A 24,979-nucleotide genomic window follows, 5' to 3' on the forward strand; every position below is an offset into this window, starting at 1 on the left:
CTCACAGATTCCGCAGCTGCTGCTTCTTGACGGCGCCGCCGGCGTCGAACGTGGTCCCGCCGAACACGAACACCGTGTTGCCGGGGATCTGGAGCGCCCAGGTCGGGTCGAAGACGGGGTCGCCTGGCTTGGGGATCTTCGGCTTCACCGGTTCCTCGTACAGATGCGGCAGGTGGAGCATGCCGCCGTCGACGATGAGGTCGTCGTAGTAGCGGAACTTGCCCTCGTGGTACAGCTGCTCGTCCCCGGTCACGAAGAACACGCTCCGCTCGTCCGTGTAGAACAGCGGCATCTCCCACGGGTTGCTCACGCCGTGCTGCAGCGTCGGCCGGACCCGGAAGCCGTCGACCAGGTTTCCGGTCTTCGTCAGCACCGTCATCGCCACTGGGTCCTTCGGCTCCGACGGCTGCTGGACCCGCACCGTGAAGACCTTGTCCGGGTACGTCCACTGGTTCGCATCGACCTGCGGCAGCGGGGACCGGCCGAGCTCGAGCATCGACGCCTGGTCGCCGAGGTACACCCAGAACGGGTCCTCGCTCGACACGTGCGGCTGTGCGTTCGGGCTGGTGAACGTGAGGATGTAGTCGCCGATATATCCGCCCGCCCGGTAGCCCAGCCGGAACTCCAGGCGCTCCGACAGCGGGGGACCGCCCGGCGCCGACGTCGGCGTGTACACCGTGGTGACGCACCGGATGAGCCGCGGGTCGAACGAACTGAGCGACGACCAGGTGAGCGACGTTGAGGTCTCGGTGGACTTCGACGATTGCCACGTGCCGCGGTAGTACTCGCCCCGGTGCAGCGTCACGGTCGCGTCTACCCGGGCGGCGAGCGACCAGGCCTCGTCGGAGATGTCCTGCGGGGACTTCGCCGGGTCGCCTTGCGCCTGCACGAGCGTGGTCACCCAGAAGACGAACAGCCGCTTCTTCCACACCACCGGCACGACGACGTCGCCCTCGATATTGAGCCCGATCTTCTCCCACGGCGTCCAGTACCCGTACTCGTGCCGGCGGTACCAGTGCTCGCGGGTGCTGCCGAGCGTGCGCCCGATGACGTGCAGGATGTCGTCGTCGATCGTCCCCGGGGTCTTCTCCTCAAGGAACGCGCCGGCGATCTCCAGGTGCGCGACGTCATCGAGCTTGCGCAGGTAGTGCAGGTACGCGAGCTCCGCGAGGTCCTGCGTGATGTCGGCCTTGAGCAGCTCGCTCTCGAGGTCGCGGAAGAACGGCGATTTGCCGTCCCGCAGCTCCGGCTCCAGCCAGTTCTCCGGGTACAGGAACACCTTCCGGTTCGCCTCCCACACCCGGTACCGGCGCATCCACGTCCAGTGGTCGGCGTTGATCGACGACGGCGACACCGCCGGCTCGAGGTTGAGCAGGCAGCGCTGCACGAACAGCTGGACGGTCGACAGCGCGAGCCGGATCCGCGAGGTCTGCATGCACGCGTCCATCTGGACGTCGACGAGGAAGTACTCGTACAGCTGCTCGGGCGTCTCGATCTCGGGCGACGGAGTGTCGTGGTGAAGGATGTATGCGACCAGCGCGTCCCGTCGAGCGTTGCGCACCGCGTCGCTCACGCTCTGCATCGACTCCCGCCACGCTGCAAGGTCCATCCGCTCCTTGAGCGTCTCCCGCACACCCCGCACGAGGACGCCGTCGGGGTTGGGCACGGTCCACGCGACGAGGTCCGACGCCGGCTGCAGGGTCGTCGCGACGAGGTCGAGCGCGGCGGTCACCCGGCGCAGGTTCGCCAGGTCGCCGAGATCGTTCACCGTGAGACCGAACTCCGTGAGCACCGCGGTAAGGTCCGCCTCGGCCCACTCCATGACGCCGGCCACCACGAGCTTGCCTTGCGCGTCGGCCGCGTCCGGCTCGCGCAGGATGCCGAGGAACGTGTCGCCCTCCGGCTCGTGCTCCTTCTTCAGCCGGACGAACCACAGCACCCATGCGAGCCGCGCCCATTGCGCCACGACGTCGGGGACCGCGATCGTGCCGTCGACGGCGAGCCCGTTCCACAGCCCGGCGGTCACGGTCCGGACCGCGCCGAGGTCCGCGACCTCGCCCGCGGTGAGCCCGAGCGCCTTCGCGGCGAGCACCGTCTTCTGCACGCGCCGCATCGTGCGCTCGGCCTGCTCGTACGCGCCGGCGTCGTACACCCGGGACGCCGGGACCGCGGCCTTGGCCAGCGCGTTCGTGCGCCAGCGCAGCTCCGCCGACCGACCCGCGGGCAGGCCCGCGAGCGTGAGGGTGACCAGCGCGAGGTCGCCCGCGGTGAGGGCGATCGAGGTGACACTGCGCAGCTCGCCATCGGCGTCGGTCGGGGTCGTCGGGATGGCCGTCACGCCGTCGACGTCGAGGGTCACCGAGGTGCCCGCCGGGGCGGCAACGTAAAGCAGGAAGTCGGTGCTCGCGGGCGGGTCGAGCAGCAGCTCGTGGGTCCCGTTCGCGCCGAGCGCCGGCGGCGTTTCTAGCCCGGCGAAGTCGTCGAGGAAAATCGCGGTCGGGTCGCCGTCGGCGTGCAGCACGTCGGGGTCGGACGCGAGCGCGTCGAGCACCTCGACGTCGGCCTTCGTCACGGTCGCGAGCGCGGTGCGGAGGGCGGTGCCGCGCAGGGTCGCCCGCAGCTCCGGGAGGATGCCGACGACGATCGCCGCGGCCTGCGCCGCGGGATCCGTGAGCGTGATGAGGGTGTCGTACAGGGCCTTGAGCTCGGGGAACTCGTCGTCGAGGTCGTCGAGGTCGGCGTCGGCCGCGTCCTGGAGGTCCTGGAACGCGGTCGTGAGCGCGGCCTTGAACGCCGTGAGGTCGGCCGGCGCGGTGATCTCCTCGACGTCGGCGAGCGTGAGCGCCGCGATCGCGGTGTCGAGCGCGGTCCGGGTCGCGGCGGAGAGCAGGCCGGTCGAGGTCAGGGTGTTGTGGAACGGGTCGATCCGCACGCCCGGGGCGATCGCGGTGAGCGGTGCTGGCAGCACCTCCTCGGCGGTGACGAGCGGCACGGCGTACGTCGTGGTGCCCGCGACGAGCGCGAGGAACCGGTCAACAACCGCGGCGTCGTACACGAGGGCCATGCGGGCCGCCGCGGCACCGAGATCGGCCGTGGCCGCCGGCACCGCGAGCTCGGTGTCCACCGCGGTGAGCGCGTTCCGCAGGGCCGACAGGTCCCGCTCGACCTGCGTCGGCGTCGGCGTGAGCTTGCCGGTCGGGTCGGCGTGCCGCAGCAGGAAGTCGACGTCGGCGACCTTGAGCTTCGTACCCTTGAGCAGCGCGGCGGCGTCGACGAGCCGGAGGAGGGACGGGGCGGCGGAGCCCAGGTCGTCCGCGAACGGGTCGATGCCGGACAGCTCGAGCAGGGTGTCGAGGTCGGCCGTGCCGAGCTTGACCAGCGGCGCGAGCCGGTCCTGCCGGACCGTCGGGTCGAGTCCCGGCTCGAACAGCGCGAGCCACTGGTCCCGCTTCTTCGCGGACAGGTCGAGCTGGGAGGCCAGTCGGAGGAACCCGGCGAGGCGGTCCAACATGGCATCGAACGCGGCGTCGATCGTCTCGGTGGTGAGCGTCGCGGGGGCGACGCCGAGGAAGGCCACGATCACGGTGTCGGTCGCCGTGATGCTCCAGCCGAGCTTCTTCCACAACCGGATGAACCGCAGCAGCCGGTGGTGGTCGATCTCCGTGAGCTGGTTCGCCGTCATGTCCGGCAGCACGTGCCGGAGCTCGACCATGCCGAAGTCGCACGCGTGGCTGTCGTCGCCCGGCGGCGTCAGGTCCGTGAGCGTGATCGTGCCCATGATGAGATCCTGGTGCGCGTCGAGCCACGCGAGCACGTCGCCGCCGTACGGCGCCGGGTCGAGGTCGTCCGGGAGCAGGTCGGTGAACTCGCCGTCGCTCAGCGTGCCGTCGAACCGCTGCTGGATCTGCCCGATCGAGACCTTCAATGCCTCGAGCAGGGGCACCAGCACCGACCCCGGGTTGACGAACGTCGACCGCAGCAGGTCCGCGAGCTGGACGTACGTGACGTCGGTGCGCCGGCTGAACGTCTTCGCGTTGCCGACGATCGCGTTGAGCGCGGCGAGGGTCGTCGCGGCCGGCTCGCCGTAGAGCTCCGGCAGTGCGCGGAACCCGACGTCGGTGAGCAGCGACAGCTCTGCGGCGTTGAGGCCGAGCCACTCGCGCCGCGCGTCGGCGGGCGTGCCGAAAACGTCGAGCGCGGCCGGCAGGGAGGTGTCCCACACCTCGAACAGCGCGCGCAGGTGCGTGAGCGGGGCGTCAAACGGCAGCGGCGACGGGTACACCGCGGCCTTCGTCGTGTCGTACGCGGTGTCAACGACGAAGTCCGGATCGGCGAGCAGGTCAGCCGTCGCGGCGTCGGGCCGGGTGTCGTGGCCCTCGTAGCCGACGAGGGTGCCGTTGACGACCCAGTGCTCGAGGATCTCGAGGACGAGGTCGACGTAGGGCAGCGCGGTGTTGGTGTTCTCGCAGGACAGGCCGAGGTGCTGCAGGTCCGGGCGGCGGGCGAGTAGCACGTCGAGCGGGTTGTCGAGCGTGTGCGGCTCGTCCGCGACGTCGACGAACTCGAGCAGCTCGACGAGGTACGCTGCGGGGCTCAGCGCCGAACGGCAGTGGCCGCACGAGCAGTAGTCCATGCTGCCGAACAGGTCCTCGAGGGTCGCCGACGCGACGATCTCCGGGTCCGGCTCCGACGCTTGCCGAGTGAGCCGTCCGGTGATGCTGTAGACGTTCGGCGCTCCGCGGTAAGCGAGGTACTGGGTCGCGATGGTGAGCGCGGTGGTGTGCACCTGCTGCGCCTTCGCGTACGTGAGCCGGGCCTCCATGGTGCTGGGGAACTTGTCCCCGAACGCCGTCACGAACCCGGTCGGCGAGTACCGCATCACCTGCAGCGCGGAGTCGATGCCAACGGACGACAGCGTAACCATCGCATCGTTCGACGGGCTGATCTGGAACATCCGCTCCACCTTGAGCGCGCCCTCCCGGGCCCCAGTGCTGAGGTCCGCGAAGCCCTCCCACGTGCGCACGGGAGCGACACCGAGCGACGTGTTCGCACTGCGCTGTGCGAAGAACGCGGCGACCTCGTCCTTTGCCTCAGGGGCGACCGCGACGGCGTTGCTGCGGACGAGGTCGGCGGTGACCCCTGCGGGGAAACGGGTCGCGACCTGCGCAGCTAGTCCGGACGTGTACTGCTCGACGGTGAGCCCCTCGGGCACGTCGTCGCCGACGACGTCGCGCCACGCCGCCGCGCGGTAGAAGCCATGGTCGGCGAGCTCGGCGGCGTCGCCCAGCCCGATCCGCTCGACGAGCCGACCGGCCACGGGCGCGTTCTGCCGCGTGATCTCGCCCAGCACGGCGTCGGTCTGCAGCGCGCCGATGGTGCGCTCGTCGAACCCGCAGTTGGCGAGCGAGGACCACAGTGCGTCGGGATCGCTGTGCGTCGACCGGTACGTGGCGAGGAAAGTCCCCTGCTGGTCAGCGTCGAGCCGCACGCTGAGCATGTCGCCCAGCGACGACACCCTGCCTTCCGGCCGGAAGTTGCGCAGGCTCTCCAGCGCTGCCTCCCGGTACAGCCGCAAAGTGCGCTCGATGTCGTCGTCCGCCGAGATGACACCCCCCTGCGCGGCCCGCTGGAGCGCCTCCCTGACCGTGTTGTCGTCGAGCCGGTAGATCTGATCGAGGTCGCCGGGCAGGCCGGCGCGCATGAGGGCGTAGTAGTGCGATGCGGGGATCTGCGTCTGTGCGCTCAGCTGCTCTGCCCGCGCCGCCATCGCGACGCCGCGCGCGTCCCAGGCGCCACGTCCAGCGAGGTAGCTGACACCGCCCGCGTCGACGTCGCCGAAATGCCAGTCCCCCAGCAGGGGCTTGACGTGCGCGAGCAGTCGGACGTACTCCGGAGCGGCTGGAACGTCGGCACGCTCGACGACGAGGTCGACGGTCGCGTGCCGCGGAGCCTGAAACAGGGTGTCGCTCTCGGCGACCACGGGGGTGTCGCGACCGGCGATGACCACGCGGACCAGCAAGTCGGCGGCGGGCTTGCCGGACAGCGCGGCCGCCTCGTACGTGACCACGTACCGGCCGTCGGTACCGGTGGCGGCGGTGCCAAGCAGCCTCTTGCCCGCAACGGCCTGGTCCCACGCCTCGACTTCAAGCCCGACCGCGGCGACGCCCGCGGCGTCCGTGGCGACACCCTGCACCGAGAACACCCCGTCGCCCATAGTCGGCTCAGCCCTGGGCGGTCGGACGACGACGGAAACGACTTCTTCGGGCTCACGCCCGCTCCACAGCCCGCCGCCGACGGTGTACTCCTCACCGTTCGGGCCGGTAATACGGAAGCCGACTTCTTCGCCGTTGGTCACAAGCACCCTGAAACGGTGCGGATTCACCGCTAGCCCGAACACGCCATTGGCATTCGTCTGCACGATCCCCAGGCTCTCGGAGGCCCGCATTGTGACCGCCTCGACCGTCAGGCCTGGGACTGGCCGGCGGCTCCGTTCGTCGATCACCCGCCCCTTAATAAAGTTGGCCATGCTGGCTTTCCTTTTTCATTTCCGTTTCTCCCTGTTGATCCCGACTCAGGCTGAAGTCGGGAACGTTACAAGAGCGGGTGAAGCACTTGTATAGCGACCACCGCTGCTCCGCTGCCTGCAGCAACTCGCGCGTCTCGATGTGGCTCGCCTTGGCGATGACTTCCTGCAACGGAAGCCAACGTGTTGTCGGTCTTTGTCCTTCCACAGCCCACGCTCGACGGCTTGCATCAGGACGAAGTGCATCGTGATGACGGCGCCATCGACCGACCAGGTTTCGGCGCCCAGGTCGTGGACGATGCGTGCCCACAAGCCGGTTTCCTGGTGCACTTCATGCACGGCGGTTTCACGGGGCTGCTCGCCTTCTTCGACGTGGCCCTCGGGCTGCACCCATTGCGTCGGATCGCTCGTCGCTTCGACGAGCAGGTATTCGGCCGTGCGGCCCGCGCAGGCGGAACACGACGCCGTCGGCGTGGGTGCAGTTGCGGGCCTCGGTCGCGGTCGTGTCGGGGGCAACACTGCCGTCTTTGGCCGCGGCCGTGATGACGCACCAATAGGCATGGGTGGTCTGGTCAGAGTTCATTCCGGCTTCCCGCTCGTTTTGCGCGTCACGACATTCAAATATCGCCCTTTCAGATTTTCCTCTTTGATTGCGTTGCCCTGCTGCGTGAATCGATGCCAGCCAATGCTGCTATAGCGCAACGGCGTCGACGTTCGTTTGTCTCCGCCGTACGATGAAACACCCTCACTGCCGAAGACTTCGAGGCCGGTAACTTTTGCCAGCCGATAAGCGAAGGTATCCTCAACCGGTCCGGTCCATGTGGACGAACCGACATGCGTACCTTCTTTTCCGCCAGCGGTTCTGCACATCCCCAAGACAATCGTCGCGTCCTTTTCGAACACGATTGTCTTGTCATTGATCATTTTTTCCAAGTCTGATAGCTTGGCCGCACGCTTGGCGTCGAACGAGGCACCACCGGGCGGCTTGTCGGCGTATAGGCCGGCACCAGGCCCTTCACCGCCCAGCCCAAAGGGTGTGCCATGCGACAGGACCACGAGTTCCTTGATCGACCCAGCGTTCTTGAGTGCATCGAGTAGCGCTTTGCCGGAATCGACTTGCACGACATCATAGCCTTCGGCTTTCAGTGCGGCTTCAGACGCCTTGTACTCATTTTGCGACACACGATAAGCACTCCACAGCTTTTTATTTGCTTCGTATTTTTTCAAATCAGAGGAATATTTCCTTTCCGCATCTTCATACTTCTTCATGCTGTCTGCGAATGCTTTCTCAGCTTTGTTCTTATCTTGCTCGTATCTTGCCTTCTCTTTATCTGAAGCATTCTTTCCGGGGGCCTCGATCGTCGGCTTCTGGGGTTTTACGGGCTTCTTGGGTTGGGGGAGTTCCTTTTCCGTCGACTTGGATTCATTGTGCATGACAATGGCGATCCTTTTTCCGCTCTGGCCGTCAGGATCGACGAAGCCCGTCGGATTGCCGAAGCAGTATTGGTAGAGGTTGGGACCTTCCTCTTCGCCTGCCGGATCGCAGGCCGTCCATCGCCCGAGCCACGGCGCGTAGTAGCGTGTGCCGTGGTAGTAGAACCCAGCCTCCTCGTCCCGCTCCTTTCCCGTATATCGATAACGTTTCGCCGTTTCCATCTCGCTGCGCACTGCCTGATACGTCGAGCTGCCGTAGGGCGCATACTCCTCGTAAGAGATGATCTGCGCCTGCTCATCCAGCTCCAAGCTGGCTGAGCCGAGGTGATTCCCGAACTGGTAGCGAATCCGTTGTCGTGGCCCTTGGTCGTCGCCCGCAGAGTCGAGCGTGCGCGTCTCCACCAGGGCGATGCGCTGCTTGTCGTGCATCACGTGCAGCGTCTCGCGCTCTAGCGTGGCCGTGTTCGCGCCGATTGGGCCGCCGTGCCTACGGAAAATCTCGAAGCCGTCGAGGTAGATGCGCTCCTCGGTGAGCCCTGGCGCCTTCTCCCAGACCTTGCGCACGCGCTGGCCTGAGGCGTCGTAAACATAGAAGGCCGCGCCACCGCCGCCCTTGTCGACCTGGCGCAACTGGTCCTTGTAGTCCCAGTGCATGTTCGGCCCAGCACCGCCGCCGCCCAGGTGCGGCATGCGCAGCATGTTGCCGTGGGCGTCGTGCAGGTAGGTGTGGGTTGCGGCTGCAACGCCACTGCCCACCTGTGTGCCGCTCAGACGGTTGTTCCGCTTGCCCGGCTCGGTCAGGCTGGTTGCCGCGTAGGTGTAGGCGCGCGTCCAGCCCGGATGCACCGGGTCGCTGCCGCGGTGCTGCATCTGCAGGAAGTTGCCGACGGCGTCATACACATAGCGCTCGGTGTAGGTGCCCATGGCGTTGCCGTCGCCTGGGTGGTCGAGTCGTGTGTGAAAGGCATCGAACCCGTCCGGGGCGGTCGGCGACAAGCGTTCACCGCCAGCCGCCTGGCCCAAGTGCTCGCGACCGTCGGCCTGGATCAGCCGGTAGAGCGCGTCGTAGATGTAGATGTTGGTCGGCTCGACGCGCCGGTTACGGAAGTAGACGGTCTGCTGCGCGTCGTCGCGGATATGGATGATGTTGCCGGCTGGGTCGTAGGTGTAGTGCAGGTTCTGCAAGCCGCAGCCCCTGTCCGCGGGCGGCTGCTTGGGCGCGGCGATGGTGACCGGCGGTGGGTTCGGGTTATCGCAGTCGTCGGTGAAGGCCACGCCCTGGGCCGTCGCGGGGTCCACGCCCCGGCGCGTATACAGGTCTGTCAGGCGGAAGGTCTCGCGGTCGTAGGCGTAGGTCGTGCGGATGACCGTCGCGTCACGGGTCTTGTAGTCGACGACTGTGCGCTGGCCCTTGGCGTCGTATGCGATAGCAGCTAAGCCGACTGGCGACAGCGCGTCGACGGCCGGGTCGAGCGGGCCAGCTGGCTCGGCGGCTCGCTCCAGCCAGACGTCCACCCTCTCAAGCAGGTTGGCCTCGTTGAAGACAGGCTGGATGACGTTGAACTTGTTGGGGTGCCCGGGCCTGGTCAGGCTGCTGTGCGGCGCGATGGACTGGATGGGACGGTTGAGCGCGTCGTAGCGCGTGCTGCTCTCGAACTCCTCGGTGTCGAGTTGGGGGTTTAGAAGCCAGTCCGGGATGACGGTGTAGTCGCTGACCAGTTGCCGCCTGCGACGCAGCAGGTTGCCCTTGAAGTCGTAGGCCTCAGTCGGGTTGCCACTGGCATCGAACCCTGCGTTGGTGGCGATACCCGCGGAATCTGAGTGCCGGAGGATGCGGGTGCGCAAGTTGAGGCGCTGCGCCTCGGTCTCCTGGGCCGGCGTGGCGTTGAGGGGCGGCTCGCCGTATTCAATCTTGTCGACGAGGATGTCGCGGTTCAGCGTGCGCGGGTCGGAGTTGGTCTTGAGCGGATCGGCCTCGCTGAAGGTGCCCCGCAAGAACTGTTCTACCGGGCGACGCAGCGCGTCGTATTTGGTGGTGAAGTCGTGGCCGCGGCTGTCCCAGGCGCGGATGGGCTTGCCGGCCGCGTCGTTGAGCATCCAGCGCGCGCCGGCCTCCAAGCTGAGTTGGTGGATGCGGTTGCCGAGCATGTCGTATCGGTAGCGGATGACAATGCGGCCGAGCGGGTCGCCGGCCTGCTGGATGGCGTCGCGCACGGCGCGCTGGTTGCCTTCGATGTCCAGTTCGACGCGGGTGGCGAAGCTCTCTTCGGTGCCGTCGAGATCGTGTCCAGCGCAGACGACGCGGTTGCGCGCGACGGTTAGGAATGGGCGGCCCAAGGCGTCGAAATGAGCGGTGGTGGGCGTGTCGGCATGGGCTGCGGCACGCTCGGCGGCGTTGCGCTCGTCGGTGCCCAGTGCGTTGCCGATGCGCTGGGCGTGCCAGGTCAGCCAGGTCGTCGGCTGAGCCTTGAAGTACGCCTTGACGTAGCCGCCGATGTCGCGGTCGGTACGCGGGTCGCCGGTCTCGCGTGGTGGCGGATCGCCGAGTCTCTGAACCGGCGGCGCGCAGGTGTCGTTGACGTCGTACGTCGTCTGCTGCCAGGGGTCGAACACCGCCTTTTCGTACGTGTGGTTCGGGAGCAGCGTGGCGATGACGCGCTCGGCCGGGTCGTAGAACAGCACCGGGCTGACGCCGATTCGCACATCCAGCTCAAAACGGTGGGTGTCGGTGAAGAAGGGCTCGTACTGGCGGACCGGCTTACCTTTGTTGTTGAAGATGGTCCAGCCGCTGCCGACCCAGCGTGGTCTGGCGTCTGCCGCCGTCAACACGGGCTGGCCGTCGGCACCGACGATGATCTTGCCCGTCGCGTCGCGCTGCGGCACCGGACCAGGCTCGGCCTGGATCTTCTTCTGGATCTCGCGGCCAAAGCCATCGGAGTAGCTGAAGCTGAGCTGGATCTTCAAGCCCTGCGGCGGCAGCGGGAAGTTGAGATGGGTTTCACGGGCGAGCGTGGCGGCGCAGGCGGGCTGCCACTGCTCCGGGGTCTTGGGATTCGCCTGCCGCGTGCGCCGGAAGCGGTCGAGGTCGTAGACGATGCGCGTGGTGGCGCCATTGAGCAGCGCTGCCGCCCTTGTGTGTGGATCGGCGGCGTCGAAGAAACCATCGAGCTTGACTTGCGTGAGGTCGGTGACGAAGTCGGCGAGCGAGTCGCCTTCTGCAGGCGCGGGCAGCGGCTTGCCCATCACGGCGGTGCCGACCACCATGCCGAGCGTGTCGAAGGCGACTTCGGTCTGGTTGCGATTGGGGTCGCTGACCAGGCGCGGCTGCAGCACACGGTAGTCGTTGGCGTCCACCGTGACGCGGTTGCCGAGCGCATCGCTGGTTTCGACCATCAGCAGGTCGTGGGCGTCGAAGTCGACAAACGTGTTCAGACCGAAGGGATCGCGGTAACGGCGCGGCAGGTAGAAGTGCTGCCGGGAATGCGCCGATTCAGTGGCCGCGTTGTCGGCGGGACTCGAGCTGAAGAACGATTGCCCGGAGGGAATCCACCAGTGGTCGTCGGCGTCGCTCGCGGGGAAGCGGCCGTCGGCCTTGAGCATCTGGCTTTGCAGATAACCGCCCCGGCTCCCTGCTTGGCCGCCTAGCACGGCGGCCTGGTCGGGCAGCAGCGGCTCGGGGGCCTGGCCCTGGCGCGTACGCAGGAAGGCCTGGGCGAGCAAACCGGGGGTGAAGGCGAGCTTGTAGCTCTCGCCCGGCAGGGCGAGCGGTTGCAGGTCCCCGAGCGGCAGCAGGCCGGTCAAATCGTCGCGGCGGTAGAGCGTGCGCAGCAACTCGATGGGGCGACGGCGTTGGCTGCCGGAGGCGGTGCCCTCATACGGGACTTCCGGGGCAGTGAACCTGTGACGCAGGCGGCCTGGCCCTGCGGGGTCCGGTTCGACGAAGTCCGAGGCCCGGTAGCGGCCGGCCGGCCCGGTGGCCAGGTAGCCGGTCAACTGGAAGGTAGTCGCCTCGCAGGGGAGCGGGTTGCGGTGAGTATCGGGCGAGTCGATGGCGTTGGTGACGCGGTTTTCGGTGTAGGTGAGCAGCGGCGTCGTCTGCCGATCGCGATCCCATTGCTCTGACAGCGGCGAGGCGCGGCGGCCATAGCCGATGGCAGCCTGTTTGAGGACGTTGCCGAAGTCGTCGGCTTCCAGTGTCAGCGCGTGCTGAATGCGTGGATCGATCGGGTCGCGCTCGTAGTGGTAGCTGAGTGCCTCGCACGCATGGGTGATGAACACGGCGTGGCGGTTGAGACCCCGTGCCTGTAGCAGGCGGATGGTGAGGTTTTGCTCGGTGACGGTGTAGGGCCTGCGGGCGCGCTCGATCTGCTCCTGTGTGGCGCCGGGATGGTCGGCGTCGTCGGCATAGACCTCCTGGCGCAACATCGAGCCCTTGAGGACACGGCAGGCTTCGCGCTCTTCTTCGAGCGTCAGTCCTTCGGGAAGCTCGGTGTCCGGCAATAGCATTGCCCGTGCTTGCGCATCGGTGAGGCCGGGTTCGCGGAAGTACTCGCCTTGGTCGGTGGCATTCAGCAGGCCGGCGAAGTAGTCGGAAACATGCTGGCGGCCAAGATAGACGCCAGTGTGAAACCAGGTCTTGGTGTGGACCGGCGGAACGTGCGAGGCGGCGTCGATGTTGTCGGCCGGCACTGCTCCGTCGGCAAGGGCTGCGAACTGCTCCGTGTCCCACTGCTCGACCATGCCGAAGCCCCGGAACTCGCGCTCCTCACCGTCGAAGTGGCCGTGGTGGTAGGCGTAGCGGGTGACGAAGCGATTGCGGCTGATGTGGTCGTAGGTCTCGACGCGCTCGACCACATGCACGGGGAACGGCAGCCGGGCAATCCAGGGTTTGCCGGCCTGTTTGTCCTGCAGATAGAACTTGGTCGAAGGGGCGTAGTCGACGCGAGTTTCGGCACCAAGGTTGTTGATGGTCTTGACCAGCAGATGCGGCTTGCGGCTGCCCATCAGGTTCACGTAGCGCATCGGCCGCCGCGCATCGCCCGGCAGCGGTGAGGACCAGATCAGGCAGGCGGTGCCGTTGCCGAGCAGGTCGGTGGGCACGATGTTCGTCAGATCGTCGATGCTCGGAGGCACCTTGAGCACCTGCGGCTGGCTCCAACCGTTGCCCGACTGGTTGAAGTACAGGCGGACGCCGTCGCGGTGGACGTAGATGACGTCGGTGGTGCCGCTGCCGTCGATGTCGGCCAGGCGGATGCGCTTGTGGTCGAACTGATCGGGGTTGTCGAACCAAGGCGAGCCGTCCATCGTCACCTTGGCACCGAATCGGCCATAGCCCAGATTGGGCCAGTAGCAGACTTCGCCGTTGCGGATGCGCACGATGTCGGTGAGGCCGTCGCCCGACAGGTCGGCCAGGAAGATCGACTGTGCGCCGTCGGCGAAGACGATGCGCGGGCCTTTCTCCTCGTCGAGCGCCTGGGCGACGCGACGGGCAGGGCCGAAGCCTTCTTCGGCCAGCGAGGTATGCCAGACCAATGCGTCGTCTTCGGTGATGAGCACGTCAGCATGGCCGTCGCCGTCGAGATCGACAAACTTGAGGTTGGGGTCGCGCAGGTCGCGGTTCAGGCGCGAGGTAAAGGGGCGGAAGGGCTGCCAGCCCTCGGCCTCATCGTGTTCATACAGGCCAGGCGTCTGCTCTTCCATGACGACGACATCAGGTTGGCCATCGCCAGCCAGATCCATGAACTCGGCGCCGGCATTCAAGGACACATTGGGCTTGAGTGCGACCGCTTCGAGCGGGGCGAAGCAGGCCTTGACGGCCTTGCCGCCGTCGGTCTGCGTCTGCGGAATCGGGCTCCAGTTGCGCTTGTAGAACCAGGCGCCTGCCTGCTCGGTGAGGATGCCGGGGATGCCTTCGCCGTGCAGATCGGTCCAGCGGTAGGTACTGCCGTCCAGGCCGATGGGCATGTTCTCCAGGCTCGCCGGGTCGACCTCTTCGACAACCTCTTGTACGAGGGGTTCGGTGTATTCGAATTCCACCGGCGGCAGGCTGCTGCGTGTGGTCGAACCACCTTCCTGCTTCCACCCCGTCTGCACCACCTGCTTCAGGAAGCTATAGACGGGCCGGGCGACAAGACCAGAGTCGATCTCGTCGTCGTAGGTGAATTCGGTACTGCGAACCACGCCCCCGTAGCCGGGCTGCGCCGCCCGGCCCAGGCCCGCCGGCTGATCGGGGATGTGGTGCAGCATCAGCACCCGCTCACAGCGGCGGCAGGTACGCACCTCGAAACCCGAGCGGTAGCTGGAGAAAGCATCGGGGCGGTAGATCCAGGACTTCTCCGGCTGGCCCGTCGGGTTGCCCTCGTCCAGCTCTCCGTAATCGAAGCGCACTTCGAAGAACCAGTCGGCGTCGGTGTCCGACGGCGGATCAGGCAGGTCGCTCAGGTACCGGGGGCGCCGGCCCTCGGCATCCAGCAAGGGCCTGAGGTTTCCGTACAGCACCCGCTGCAGGTAGCGTTGCGCGGTGCGCCGCGAATCGGAGGCAAGGCCCCGGTTGCGCTGGTGGACCCGATCGAACGGATCGGCCTGGCCTGGCCTGGGTTGGTAGGTGCCGTCCTCGTTCTTGTACAGATAGCGAATGCCGTTGCCCTTGTCATCGCGCGATTCGCAGATCAGCCATGAAAAGATGCGGCTGGCGTCGAGCGGGTCGGCAATGCGCGAATTCGCGTCATAACCATAGAGGGTGAGGATGTTGTCCTTGGAGATCGAGCGCCAATGGACATCGCCGGGCGAGCCGATCTTGCTCCAGCGCTCAATGCGCGCGAAGAGCCCTTCGATACGAGGACGATAGCGGTGGATGACGAACCCGGGCGCGGTCGTGTCGTCACGGAAGCGCGTACCGTCGGCCCGGAGAACCGGCACCAGGTCTTCCGCCCCGGAAAGGATGAAGACATCGGAATCCACCGCGTCGAGATACTGCGGCAGGCCCTTCTCGCTCTTGCGCGTGATCGACGGCAGCGACAGGCTCCACCCGAAGCCGAACGGCCCGTTGCCGGCACCGGAGTCGTAAGACAGGGAGAACTGCGGCCCGAAGCCGGAACGCCCTGGGCTGGTAGCGATGGGCACCGACACCGAGCCCGTGCCGGTGACAGGGTTGGCGGCGAACTTCTCGCCGATGCCGCGGATGGCGCCGCCGCCCTTGGGCAGGGTCACAGAGGGCGCAGTAACCGCAAACGAAGCCTCGCCGCTTGCAGCCTTGGGCTGCCCGTCACGTTGAGCGCCGCGCAGGTTGGCCGGGCCGAGAGCCATGACGAGGTATCTCCTGTCAGGTGGCTTGGATCGCGCTACTTGAGGGTAGCCCGCGAAGCCCTCAACCACCCGGGTTCCACAGTTGAGGATCGTGTCTAGTACTCGAAAACGTGGGCTGAGCTGCGGAAACGCCGGTAGCCACGCCGGAGCGGCGTGTCACTAGGGGCGGGGATCGTGCCTGGTCAGCGGCCTGCGCTCAGGTCGATGATCTTCTTGGGCGGGGTGAGGTCCAGGGTGGTGTGGATGTCGCGCTGGGGCTTGGTGAGGTCGGTGGTCTGCCGGAAGGTGCCGGCGGGGCCGGTGTAGGTGACGGCGTGCAGGCGCTGGAGTTCGGTGCGCAGGCGGTTCCAGGTCTGGCCGGTGGAGGTCTCGGCGACGCGGATCAGTAGCAGGGCGAGCCAGCACAGCAGGACGTGGGCGCGGATGCGGTCCTCGCGGCGGTGGTAGACCGGGCGGAGGTCCAGCAGTTGCTTCATGTCCCTCCAGCCTCGTTCCACTTCGAGGAGCTGCTTGTATCCCAGGGCGATGTCCTCGGCGGACAGGTTCGGGTCCGAGGACCGCAGCAGGTACTTGCCGTCGAGTTTCTCCTCGGTGGCGATCTTCTTCTTGTCGATCCTGAGCAAGCAGCCGGGCGTGGTCCGCAGGAAGCGCTTGAGGCCGGGCTTGGTCGACAACTGCCCTGCCAGGTGGGCGCGCTCAGCCGTCTTCAGCTTGTCGGTGTCGGCGATGGCCTGTTCGAGCTGGGCCACCAGACGCGCACGGATGGCCGCGTCGCGTGTGGCCTGCTCGGGGTTGAAGCAGATCACGAACCGGTCGTCGGTACCGATGTTGACTTCCTTGACCTGCATGTTGTCGCGGACTGTCGCGTAGCGGCCGGGGCGGGTCAGTGCAGCCTTGACCTCCTTCGAGCCGGAGCGGAGCTTCTCGCCGATGATGTAGCCGCCGCCTCCTCGCATCAGCGCGCGGCGGTTGGCCGCGGAGGTGAAGCCGCGGTCGGCGACGCAGACCACGCGGGAGAGCGACTACTCGCGCAGGTCCTTCTTCGCCTGGATCAGGTCGCTGTCGGCGATGCTGCCGGGCCAAGACCAAACGCGCACCGGGATGCCGTCGCGCGTGACGGCCATGCCGACCACGACCTGGGGCAGGTCGTCGCGGGAGTCCTTGGACTTGCCGTGGGTGCGGAAGCCCTTGCCTCGCGGGCGCCGTCGCGGGGTGTGCCTGTCACGCGCCACGCGCTGGGCCTGGAGGTTAGTGCGCTGCTGGGAGTCCGGAGGGCGTGAGGCCCGAGCGATCGGCTGACACAGCGTGGGCGAGCTATCGCGAACGTGTTGCGCAAGGCACACCAGGTGCTGCCCACTCTGCCGGGCCCTGTGCGGCCGATACGATGCCCCGGCCCGGCCACCATCCCGACGAGAGGACCACGCCGTGACCCAGCACGATTCCGCCCGCGCGGCGGTGTTCTCTGCCGGGTCTTGGGGCACTGCCGTCGCCAAGATCCTGGCCGACGCCGGCACCAGCGTCATCGTGCACGCCCGCCGCGGCGAGATCGCCGTCGCGATCAACACGCAGCACCGCAACCCCGGCTACTTCCCGGACATTGCACTGCCCGCCGCCCTGACCGCGACGACCGACCCGGCCGCCGCACTCGCCGGCGCGGACTTCCTGGTGCTGTCCATCCCCGCCCAGACCCTGCGGACCAACCTCGCCACGTGGGCGCCGCACATCGGAGACGACACCGTGATCGTGTCCCTGATGAAAGGCATCGAGCAGAGCAGCCACCTACGGGCCAGCCAGATCATCACCGAGATGACCGGCGTGAGCGCGGACCGGGTCGCGGTGCTGTCCGGCCCAAACCTGGCGCGCGAGATCATGAACGGCCAGCCCGCCGCGGCCACCATCGCCTGCCCCGACGAGGACGCCGCCCGCCGCTTCCAAAAGGCGTGCCACACCGGCTACTTCCGCCCCTACACGTCCGCCGACGTGGCTGGCTGCGAGCTGGGCGGCGCGGTGAAGAACGTCATCGCCCTCGCGGTCGGCATCGCCTCCGGCATGGGACTTGGCCACAACGCACAGGCCATGCTCATCACCCGCGGCCTGGCGGAGACCACCCGACTGGCGGTGGCCATGGGAGCCCACCCGGCCACCCTCGCCGGACTTGCCGGCCTGGGCGACCTGGTGGCCACCTGCTCCTCCCCGCTGTCGCGAAATCGCACTTTTGGCACCCTCCTCGGCCGAGGGCTGAGCGTTGAGGAGGCAACGGCCGCCACCCGGCAGACCACCGAGGGCGTCAAGTCCGCCGAAGCGATCCTCGCCCTGGCCCACGCCCACGACGTCGAGATGCCGATCACCGACGTGATCTCCGCCCTGCTGAACGGAAAGGTCACCCTCGACCAGGCCACGGCCGCGTTGATGCACCGGCCCCCCAAGCCCGAGCGCTGACCCTGGCGTCCCAGAGGCCACACCGCGTACGGCTATCCCTGCTCAGCCGTCTGTTCGAACAGCGCCGCGCTTCACGCCCTGGACTCGCCAGGAGCTCGGCGTCGCCGCCCGGCGTTCAACGGCGTTGCCGGGGTCCGCGCGGGCGGAGGGGCGTGACGGCGGCCGAGTCGTCCCTGTCGAGCTGCTGCCGGAGGGCTTGGTTGTCGTGGAAGAGGGCGGCGATCGCGATGTGGGCGGCCTTAAGCTTGTTCTCCAGGAGCGTGCATTCCTGGGTCTTCGCCGTCAGGCGCTTCTTGAGATCGGCGATGGCCGTATCGCGTTTGGCCTCACCGGGGGTGACCCTGCCAGCGCGGGTCCGGCGAGCGGGTGCACGGCGAGTGTTCCGGCGAGCGCGGTGCCTGCGGACTGGCCGACACCGATGGACACGATCAGCCAGGCGTACGCCTCGGTGCTGCGGGCGGCGGGGGAGAGGCAGTCCACGGCCATGAAGCCGCAGGTACGATCAGGGTGAGGAACAGGCCGGGCACCGCGACCGCGGCCGTTGCCGCATACGGTCCGGGCAGGGCGAGCAGCGGCAGCCATCCGGCAAGGAACCCGAGGGCGCTGTCGAGGAGTTGGCCGGCGTTCGAGCCGGGCCAGGTACGGCGCCCGTAGATCAGTCCGCCGAGGAAGCTGCCGGTGGAGAACGCTGCGGGCAGCAATCCGGACAGCAGGTCCATCTCGTGCTTGTCGGCCATGGTGACCGCCCAGACGTTCATGCCGCCGATCGCGAAGCAGACGCCGGCGAGCGCCACGAAGAGCAGGACAAGCCCTGCGCTCAGCAGACGGCCGGTGGCATCACCGTGGTCGGCGGGTGCGGGCCGCCAGGTACGGGAGGGCGGCGTGGTGAGGACCACGACGGTGCTGAAGAGCCCGAGCGCGGCGGTCACGACGATCGCGGTGGCGGGGCCGTGGGCAGAGGCGTGGGCGGCCACGAGCACGAGGCCAGCGATGTAGAGCAGGCCCTGCGTGCCGGTGTCGAGGGCGACCCGCCGCTGGCCCGGGTCGGGGAGAACGGAAGGCCACAGGGCCCGCAGTCCTGCTTCCGTCCCTAATAGGACCTACCGAGGCTCCATCCGGCAGACTCGGTGCCTGGTAGCCGCCGGCAGGTGAGCACTCTTTGTTCCCTGGACACCGAGTCCTGTTGACAGATCGAGCCCCTGCCGGTCGGCCAGGAGCGAAATCGCTGATGGGATGTCGTGCCCGCCCGGTTGCGGCGTGAGCACAGCCTTATTAGGTCGCTGATGGTTCTCCTGCGGGCTACTGCCGATCGAGGTCGATGACGGAGGACGAGTTGCTGTTCGTTGGGGATGACTGGGCCCAGGACCACCACGACGTCGAGTTGATGGACGCCGCGGGCTGTCGGCTGTCCAAGGCTCGGCTGCCGGAGGGCGTGGCGGGAATCGAACGGTTGCACGCGATGATCGGTGCGGAGCTCGGCGAAGACAGCAATGCCGAGGTCGTGATCGGGATCGAGACCGATCGGGGCCCGTGGGTGCAGGCGCTGATCGCCGCTGGCTACACGGTGTACGCGGTCAATCCACTGCAGGCCTCCCGGTACCGGGAACGCCTGGCGGTATCGGGGGCCAAGAGTGACCCGGCCGATGCGCACATGCTCGCTGACATGGTGCGTACCGATTCCCACCAGCTCCGCCCGGGGACAGCGCCGACGCCGAAGCGGTCAAGGTTGTGACGCGTGCCCATAAGACCCTGATCTGGGAACGCACCCGCACCACGCAGCGGCTGCGGCATGCCCTGCTCGACTACTTCCCCGCCGCCCTGAAGGCGTTCGACGACCTGGACGCCCCAGACACCCTTGAACTACTGGCCAAGGCACCTGATCCGGTGGCCGCGGCGAAGCTGACGGCCACACAGATCGGCGCGGCCCTCAAGCGTGCCCGCCGACGCAACATCCCCGACAAGACCTCCAAGATCCAAGCCGTACTGCGCGCCAAGCACCTGAGTCAGCCCCCCCCGCTGTGACTGCGGCCTACGCTGTCTCCGTACGCGCGCTCGTCGCGATGCTGGTCACTCTGAACGAGCAGGTCGAGTTCCTGCGCGGGCAGGTCGAGGCTCATTTTGGCCGGCATCCAGACGCTGAGATCATCCGCTCCCAGCCCGGACTGGGAGCGATACTCAGCGCCCGGGTACTCGCGGAATTCGGCGACGATCCTCACCGTTACGCCAGCGCCAAGGCCCGCAAGAACTACGCGGGCACCAGCCCGATCACCCGCGCCTCCGGTAAGAAGAAGGTCGTGATTGCGCGGTTCGTTCGCAACGACCGGCTCATCGATGCCCTGATTGCCCAGGCCTTCTCCGCGCTGCGGGTCTCCTCCGGCGCCAGGGCCTACTACGAGCAGCAACGCGCCCGCGGCATCGAATTCAACGCCGCCCTGCGCCAACTCGCCAACCGGCTCGTTGGCATCCTGCACGGCTGCCTGAAAACCGGCACACCGTATGACGAGGCGACAGCTTGGTCCCACCGAGCCCACGCACTCGCCGCTTGACACTCCAGCTCAGCTGAGACCGCGTCCACCGCCAGCACTAAAATAGCTCGTCGCGGGCACCAGGGATTCGGCAGGATGTCGAGCATGGATCGGGTGTTCGCAATCGCGTGGCAGTACGTCGTCGGTCTTGTCTCGCCCGAGGATCTGCCGATGGACGCGGCTCAGTTGCTGGCCGTCGGCTTGGATTCTCCCGCACTGCGTGACCTGGCGGGACGTTCCCGACGCGACGACACCGCCGAGATCAGAGGACTGTTCCGGCAAGCCGTAGGCGAGCTCGGCACTGCCATCCCCGACGAGGAGACCGCCGAACGCTGCCTTCTCCATTACCTGGCAGGCCAACTGGCGGCCGGCGCCATGACGCCCGGAGAGGTGGCAGCCAGAGTCTGGCAGGGCCTGACAGCAGCGCAAACCGGTCCCGAACGCGCGTTACTTCAGGCTGTGGGCGACGAGTACCACGTCGACTTCATCTCGGGCGAGCAACCTGACGCCTTCCACGCTTGGGAGACCGCGCTCCGCTCGGCAGCGGAGCGGCTCAACCAGACAACCTCCGCCGAGGTCAGCGCCCTCCACGAAAGATCACGCTCGGCAGCAGGCTGACCACAGCCAAGACGGCGGGACCCGTTCCCGGACCGCCTGGTCCCGCCGGCCCCACGCACTCGCTGTTTGACAGGCCAGCTCATGGGAAGTCTGCCAAGTCGATGTGTTCGTTTCCGACCGGTGACTGGTGGAGGCAACCGGCTTGGGTTGCCCGTGAGCTGGGGGTCCCTTCGTACTTCGAGTTCTACCGCTCGCCGGACGCCCCCGACGGTGTCGGGCTGCACCACGGCCGGCCCAACCGGCTGGCGCTGCGCACCTTTTCGAAGGCGTACGGGCTGGCCGGGCTGCGCGTGGAGGCGGAACTCTTCGAGCGGGTGGAACGGATCGTCGCGGAGCGGGGGCGGACCCGCGAGGCGCTCCTCGGACTCGGCTGGGATGTGCTGCCCAGTGAGACCAACTTCCTGTGGCTGCCGACGGGAGCGATGCCTCGGCGTCGGTGGCTCAGGAGTGGGAACGGCGCGGTCTGCTGGTCCGAGCCTTCCCGGGCAGCGGCCTGCGGGTGACCGTGGGCAGCCCCAAGGCGAACGACCTGCTGATCGCGGCAGCCCCTTTGCCTGTTCTCGCGTATATGTGCATCGCAGTCAACTGTGCGCCGTCCTCCTTCTCGCCGCGAAGGATACCCGAGTGCCTTCCGGCAGAGCAGCAGCGCCAGGTAGGCGGTACGCCGGTCAGGTCTCGATCACTGCATCGCAGTCGGGGCAGATCACGGATGCATACTCCGTGGGGTACCAGGGCGCCCCAGAGTGCTCGGAGAGCTTCCAGTCGGCCGTCTCCATGGCGAAGGTGTCCTTGCCGCAGAGAGTCCGCGGTCCGGTCGTGGCGGGTGCTCCTGGGGCGGAGGGCGCCGCGTGCACCCTGCGGACGGGCCGTTCCGCACCAGCCGGTGTCCGCAGGGAAGAGCGCGTGGCCATCGGCTTGTCGAGCTCGTACACGACGACGATGTCGCTCATGCCTCCACAGTAGCCCGCCGCGCGGCCGTCCCGCCCGCAGCCTCGATCCGGTGCTCATCCAGCCTCGTCCACCGGTTCGAGCCCGGTCACATCGAACTCCACCCTGATCTCGTCGGCCAGCCGCAACGCACCCAGGAACGCGGTGTAGGGCTTGATTCCCCAGGTGGATTGAGTGACGGTCGCCCAGCCGTGCAACAGCCTGTCGTCATTGCTCTTCCCGTGCACCGTCACCGGGTGGATCCGGGCCTTGATGGTGAGCTCGCCGGTGATCTCGAAGGACTGCGGAGTTCCCGTGATACGGGTGGAACGGAAGGTGATCGTGGGGTGCTCTGCGGTGTGCAGCAGAGCACTGCCCTCGAGAGTCCGTTTGATTTCGGCCCGGTCGGCATCGGTGAGCGCCTTCAGCCCGCCCGTTCCCTCCCGGACCTCCAACGAGCCTGTCTCGACCGTCACACTCACCGACGACCCATCGGGGTCGGCGACGGCCACCACCGCCTCCCCGGACCATCGGGTGGCCTCGATCGTGAGGTCGTGCCCTGCCCTGCGGCCCAGCCCGGCGCGGCTGGTCCTGATCAAGAGGCGGCCGGTCGACGGCCCGAGCCGGTACGTTCCGTCTGCCAGCGTCACAGTGCCGAAGGTACGGGCGGATACGGCCGTCGCTGGCGAAGCAGTCCGGTCGGCGTGTCCCTCGTATGTCCAGTTGGCACCGCGCCGCAGCAGGGCCGGATGCCCAGGTCGCGGCCACTGCCCGCCCGTCCGACCTCTCATCAGCGTCTGCAACGGCGCCTCTCGGGCCCAGTGACACCCCCCAGGTCATCGGTTCCAATGCCGTTGCTTTAGCGGTCGTTCCCACCGGTGGTGCAGGGTGACGACGACGGGTGGACGGTGGCGGCTGCTGGGTTCGCCGGGAGCCTTGCTGCCGTAGCCGGTGATACATGACGGGATCTTGCGGGGGCGGTCACGGGGCCGGCGGCGAGGCAGGAGACTGTGGCCGATCTCGGCGAGTCAGGGGTGCCGGTCGCGTCTGCGGGCCGAGGGGGGAAAGCCACACAGTCGGCGCGCGGTTAGCCTTTGTCGTCGAGGCAGCGGACGCGCGTGAGACCGAGGCTTATGAGGGATTTGGTGGATTCGGCGAAGTGCTCGAAAACCGTGTGGGCCAGCCATAGAGTCGCAGGTCACGGAGTCTGCTCCCCGCGCATGCGGGGATGGTCCCAAGCAGCGGGGGCACCAAATGTGTCGGCGACGCTATGACCTGCGTCCACCGCGCGGAGACTGCCGAATGCCGCAAGGAGAAGCTGGCCCTCGGCCTGCGGGTGGACAGCGGCCCCGACGAGTCGTTCTGCCGCAGCTCGTGCGCCAATCTGGTCTACACCGACCGCGACATCGCTCAGCGACGCAGCAAGATCCCCGCCTGGGAGGCAGCGGCAGACGATCCCCTCGCACCGCTGCCGCGGCGGGCTCGTGCCGCCGCTCTCGTCGCACAGGCCCGCTCGGTCATCGATGCCCACGAGGCGACCCGGCCCGTCAACAGGCAAGGTGGTGACGCAGCATGACGCGCAGGAGCAGAAACAGGGACGCCGAACGCACAGCGATCCGCGCCGCTGCTGCCCGTCTGCTCGCCGGCACGCCATTGCGGTCGACGACCGGGAAGCTCACCGGCAGCGAGCTGATCATCGAAAGCGGGCTGCGGCGGGACGCCGTCTACGGAGACCACAAAGACCTCATGGAGGAGTTCCAGGCCCAGGTCAAGGCCCGCTCCTCCACGCCGGATGCGGTCCGGAAGGTCGCCGAGGAGAACGTCGCACTGAAGCAGGAGCTCAAGGACGCCAAGGCGGCGCTGGCTGCAGAGCGGGAGAAGAACTCGGCACTGGTGCGGATGGCCGCCGAGCAGTCACTCGAACTGCAGCAGGCCCGCGCCGAGCTCGAATCCATTCAAGACGTACCCCGGCTGCCCGGGGCGCGTTCTCCACGGCTTCCTCCGCGGCGGCGTCGGTGACCTGGCCTTCCCAAGCAGCCGTCCGCGATACGGTGCCCCGGCAGACCGCGCCGAGGGAAGGATGACGCTCATGGAGTTCCGGCCCATCCCGCGGACACCCGGGGCGTTCCAGCAGTCCGTGACTGCGGAGGAGATCGAGGCGATCTGTCGCCGCGTCTTCGGACCGAGCGCCAAGGTCGCGTCGGCTTCCGAGCTCGGCACGGGGATGTACAACACGACGTATAGGGCCACCGTCGTCGGCCAAGAGCGGGAGGTGGTCGTGCGGATCGCTCCGGATGCGGAGCGCCAGTTCATCTCGGAACGGGCCTTGATGCGCAACGAGTACGCCAGCCTGCCGTATCTCGCGGCGCTCGCGCCTCTGCTGCCGCGTGTCCTCGCGGCTGACTTCACTCACGAGGTCATCGGCCGGGACTACATGGTGCAGTCGTTCCTCGACGGCGTCCCGGCGTCCGAGCACCTGCGCACGTACCCGCGATCGGCATGGCCGGTGTACTACCAGCAGCTCGGCGAGATCGCACGGCGTGTCCACGATGTCCGTGGCGCTGCTTTCGGCCCCATTGCCGGCCCGGCATATGGCAGATGGAGCGAGGCGGTCGTGGCTTCCTTGGAGGACATCGCCGCAGATCTGGAAGGCGTCGGTCTCGACGCATCCGATGTTCGCGAGGTCGTCACGGCAGCGCACCGCCATCAGGCCGTCCTTGACGAGATCACCGAGCCCCGGATGCTGGCTGGGGATCTGTGGCTCCCGAACACCCAGCTTGATCGTCATGCCCCGGAGCCCGTGATCACCGGCGCGTACGACTTCGACCGGACCTTGTGGGGCGATCCGGCAGCTGACTGGACCATCCGCATGGTCACGACCAAGGCCGATGAGCGCCAGGCGTTCTGGGAGACCTACGGCCCTCTGGAGCAGTCCGAGGCAGCGACCTGGCGCTCGAAGGTCTACGAAGCCCGGCACCTCGGCGCCGTCCGTCTGGAGCGCCACCGCCTCGGCAACAAGGAGGGCGTGCGGAACAGCTACGAGGCGCTGGCCCCGATCCTCGCCGCCGTGGGCTGAGCAGCAACTCCTCGACGTCACCCAGCAGTTCCCGGCGACGAGCCGATAGTTGATCGTGTCGTGGCGGAATGCTGACGGCTGCCGAAAGGGGATGGGCTTTGTGGTGCATCGGCGACAGGTGATCTTCCTGGT

General features: G+C 67.5%; 12 protein-coding genes and 2 pseudogenes. 7 read left to right on the forward strand and 7 right to left on the reverse strand.

Annotated elements, in window-relative coordinates; translation table 11 throughout:
* Position 1 precedes the first annotated feature (1 nt).
* From PXH83_RS32020 to PXH83_RS32030, 4 genes and pseudogenes are all read right to left on the reverse strand, one after another.
* Positions 2-6,526: a neuraminidase-like domain-containing protein gene (locus tag PXH83_RS32020; protein WP_274565067.1), complete on the reverse strand. Its 6,525-nt coding sequence runs from the start codon at positions 6,524-6,526 to the stop codon at positions 2-4.
* Positions 6,527-6,571: 45 nt separating this feature from the next.
* Positions 6,572-7,084 carry an NUDIX hydrolase gene (locus tag PXH83_RS32720; RefSeq protein WP_420803280.1) on the reverse strand — a complete coding sequence of 171 codons (513 nt, stop codon included), beginning with the start codon at positions 7,082-7,084 and terminating at the stop codon, positions 6,572-6,574.
* 18 nt (positions 7,085-7,102) lie between these two features.
* Positions 7,103-15,262 (reverse strand): SpvB/TcaC N-terminal domain-containing protein, encoded by an 8,160-nt coding sequence (locus PXH83_RS32025; RefSeq protein WP_274565068.1) that lies wholly within the window; start codon positions 15,260-15,262, stop codon positions 7,103-7,105.
* Between the two features lie 182 nt (positions 15,263-15,444).
* A pseudogene (locus tag PXH83_RS32030) lies at positions 15,445-16,458 on the reverse strand (IS1634 family transposase); the annotation flags it as partial.
* A gap of 229 nt (positions 16,459-16,687) precedes the next feature.
* On the opposite strand from PXH83_RS32030, the gene PXH83_RS32040 reads away from it, so the two are divergent.
* A complete protein-coding gene (locus tag PXH83_RS32040) occupies positions 16,688-17,701 on the forward strand; it encodes an NAD(P)H-dependent glycerol-3-phosphate dehydrogenase (RefSeq protein ID WP_274565074.1) in 1,014 nt (337 codons plus the stop codon).
* A gap of 428 nt (positions 17,702-18,129) precedes the next feature.
* Here PXH83_RS32040 and PXH83_RS32045 read toward each other — a convergent pair whose 3' ends face one another.
* A complete protein-coding gene (locus PXH83_RS32045; RefSeq protein WP_274565076.1) occupies positions 18,130-18,675 on the reverse strand; it encodes a hypothetical protein in 546 nt (181 codons plus the stop codon).
* A gap of 359 nt (positions 18,676-19,034) precedes the next feature.
* Here PXH83_RS32045 and PXH83_RS32050 point away from each other — a divergent pair.
* The 3 genes and pseudogenes from PXH83_RS32050 to PXH83_RS32060 all read left to right on the forward strand — a co-directional run bounded on the left by PXH83_RS32050 (position 19,035) and on the right by PXH83_RS32060 (position 21,347).
* Positions 19,035-20,247 (forward strand): annotated as a pseudogene (locus PXH83_RS32050) (IS110 family RNA-guided transposase).
* Positions 20,248-20,340: 93 nt separating this feature from the next.
* On the forward strand, positions 20,341-20,844 hold the full coding sequence (locus PXH83_RS32055; protein WP_274565077.1) for a hypothetical protein: 504 nt from the start codon (positions 20,341-20,343) through the stop codon (positions 20,842-20,844).
* Between the two features lie 101 nt (positions 20,845-20,945).
* Positions 20,946-21,347: an aminotransferase class I/II-fold pyridoxal phosphate-dependent enzyme gene (locus PXH83_RS32060; protein ID WP_274565078.1), complete on the forward strand. Its 402-nt coding sequence runs from the start codon at positions 20,946-20,948 to the stop codon at positions 21,345-21,347.
* A gap of 165 nt (positions 21,348-21,512) precedes the next feature.
* On the opposite strand, the gene PXH83_RS32065 is transcribed toward PXH83_RS32060, so the two are convergent.
* Positions 21,513-21,794, reverse strand: coding sequence for a hypothetical protein (locus PXH83_RS32065; RefSeq protein WP_274565079.1), 282 nt, complete (start codon positions 21,792-21,794; stop codon positions 21,513-21,515).
* Positions 21,795-21,848: 54 nt separating this feature from the next.
* Entirely contained in the window at positions 21,849-22,421 is a 573-nt protein-coding gene (locus PXH83_RS32070) for a YceI family protein (protein ID WP_274565080.1), read from the reverse strand.
* Between the two features lie 620 nt (positions 22,422-23,041).
* Between PXH83_RS32070 and PXH83_RS32075 the strand changes: the two genes are divergently transcribed.
* From PXH83_RS32075 to PXH83_RS32085, 3 genes are all read left to right on the forward strand, one after another.
* Positions 23,042-23,347, forward strand: coding sequence for a hypothetical protein (locus PXH83_RS32075; RefSeq protein WP_274565081.1), 306 nt, complete (start codon positions 23,042-23,044; stop codon positions 23,345-23,347).
* Positions 23,344-23,790 (forward strand): hypothetical protein, encoded by a 447-nt coding sequence (locus tag PXH83_RS32080; RefSeq protein ID WP_274565083.1) that lies wholly within the window; start codon positions 23,344-23,346, stop codon positions 23,788-23,790. The genes PXH83_RS32075 and PXH83_RS32080 overlap by 4 nt, the downstream gene beginning before the upstream one ends.
* A gap of 70 nt (positions 23,791-23,860) precedes the next feature.
* Positions 23,861-24,847, forward strand: coding sequence for a phosphotransferase family protein (locus tag PXH83_RS32085; protein WP_274565086.1), 987 nt, complete (start codon positions 23,861-23,863; stop codon positions 24,845-24,847).
* Positions 24,848-24,979 lie beyond the last annotated feature (132 nt).

This window comes from Streptomyces spiramyceticus, assembly GCF_028807635.1.
In the GTDB taxonomy this organism is placed as follows: domain Bacteria; phylum Actinomycetota; class Actinomycetes; order Streptomycetales; family Streptomycetaceae; genus Streptomyces; species Streptomyces spiramyceticus.

What these genes read in the sequence shown, in the direction of transcription:
- PXH83_RS32020 (WP_274565067.1), bottom strand. Translation starts at nt 6,526, where the DNA reads ATGGCCAACTTTATTAAGGGGCGGGTGATCGACGAACGGAGCCGCCGG.
- PXH83_RS32720 (WP_420803280.1), bottom strand. Translation starts at nt 7,084, where the DNA reads ATGCCTATTGGTGCGTCATCACGGCCGCGGCCAAAGACGGCAGTGTTG.
- PXH83_RS32025 (WP_274565068.1), bottom strand. Translation starts at nt 15,262, where the DNA reads ATGGCTCTCGGCCCGGCCAACCTGCGCGGCGCTCAACGTGACGGGCAG.
- PXH83_RS32060 (WP_274565078.1), top strand. Translation starts at nt 20,946, where the DNA reads ATGTGTTCGTTTCCGACCGGTGACTGGTGGAGGCAACCGGCTTGGGTT.
- PXH83_RS32065 (WP_274565079.1), bottom strand. Translation starts at nt 21,794, where the DNA reads ATGAGCGACATCGTCGTCGTGTACGAGCTCGACAAGCCGATGGCCACG.
- PXH83_RS32075 (WP_274565081.1), top strand. Translation starts at nt 23,042, where the DNA reads ATGACCTGCGTCCACCGCGCGGAGACTGCCGAATGCCGCAAGGAGAAG.
- PXH83_RS32080 (WP_274565083.1), top strand. Translation starts at nt 23,344, where the DNA reads ATGACGCGCAGGAGCAGAAACAGGGACGCCGAACGCACAGCGATCCGC.
- PXH83_RS32085 (WP_274565086.1), top strand. Translation starts at nt 23,861, where the DNA reads ATGGAGTTCCGGCCCATCCCGCGGACACCCGGGGCGTTCCAGCAGTCC.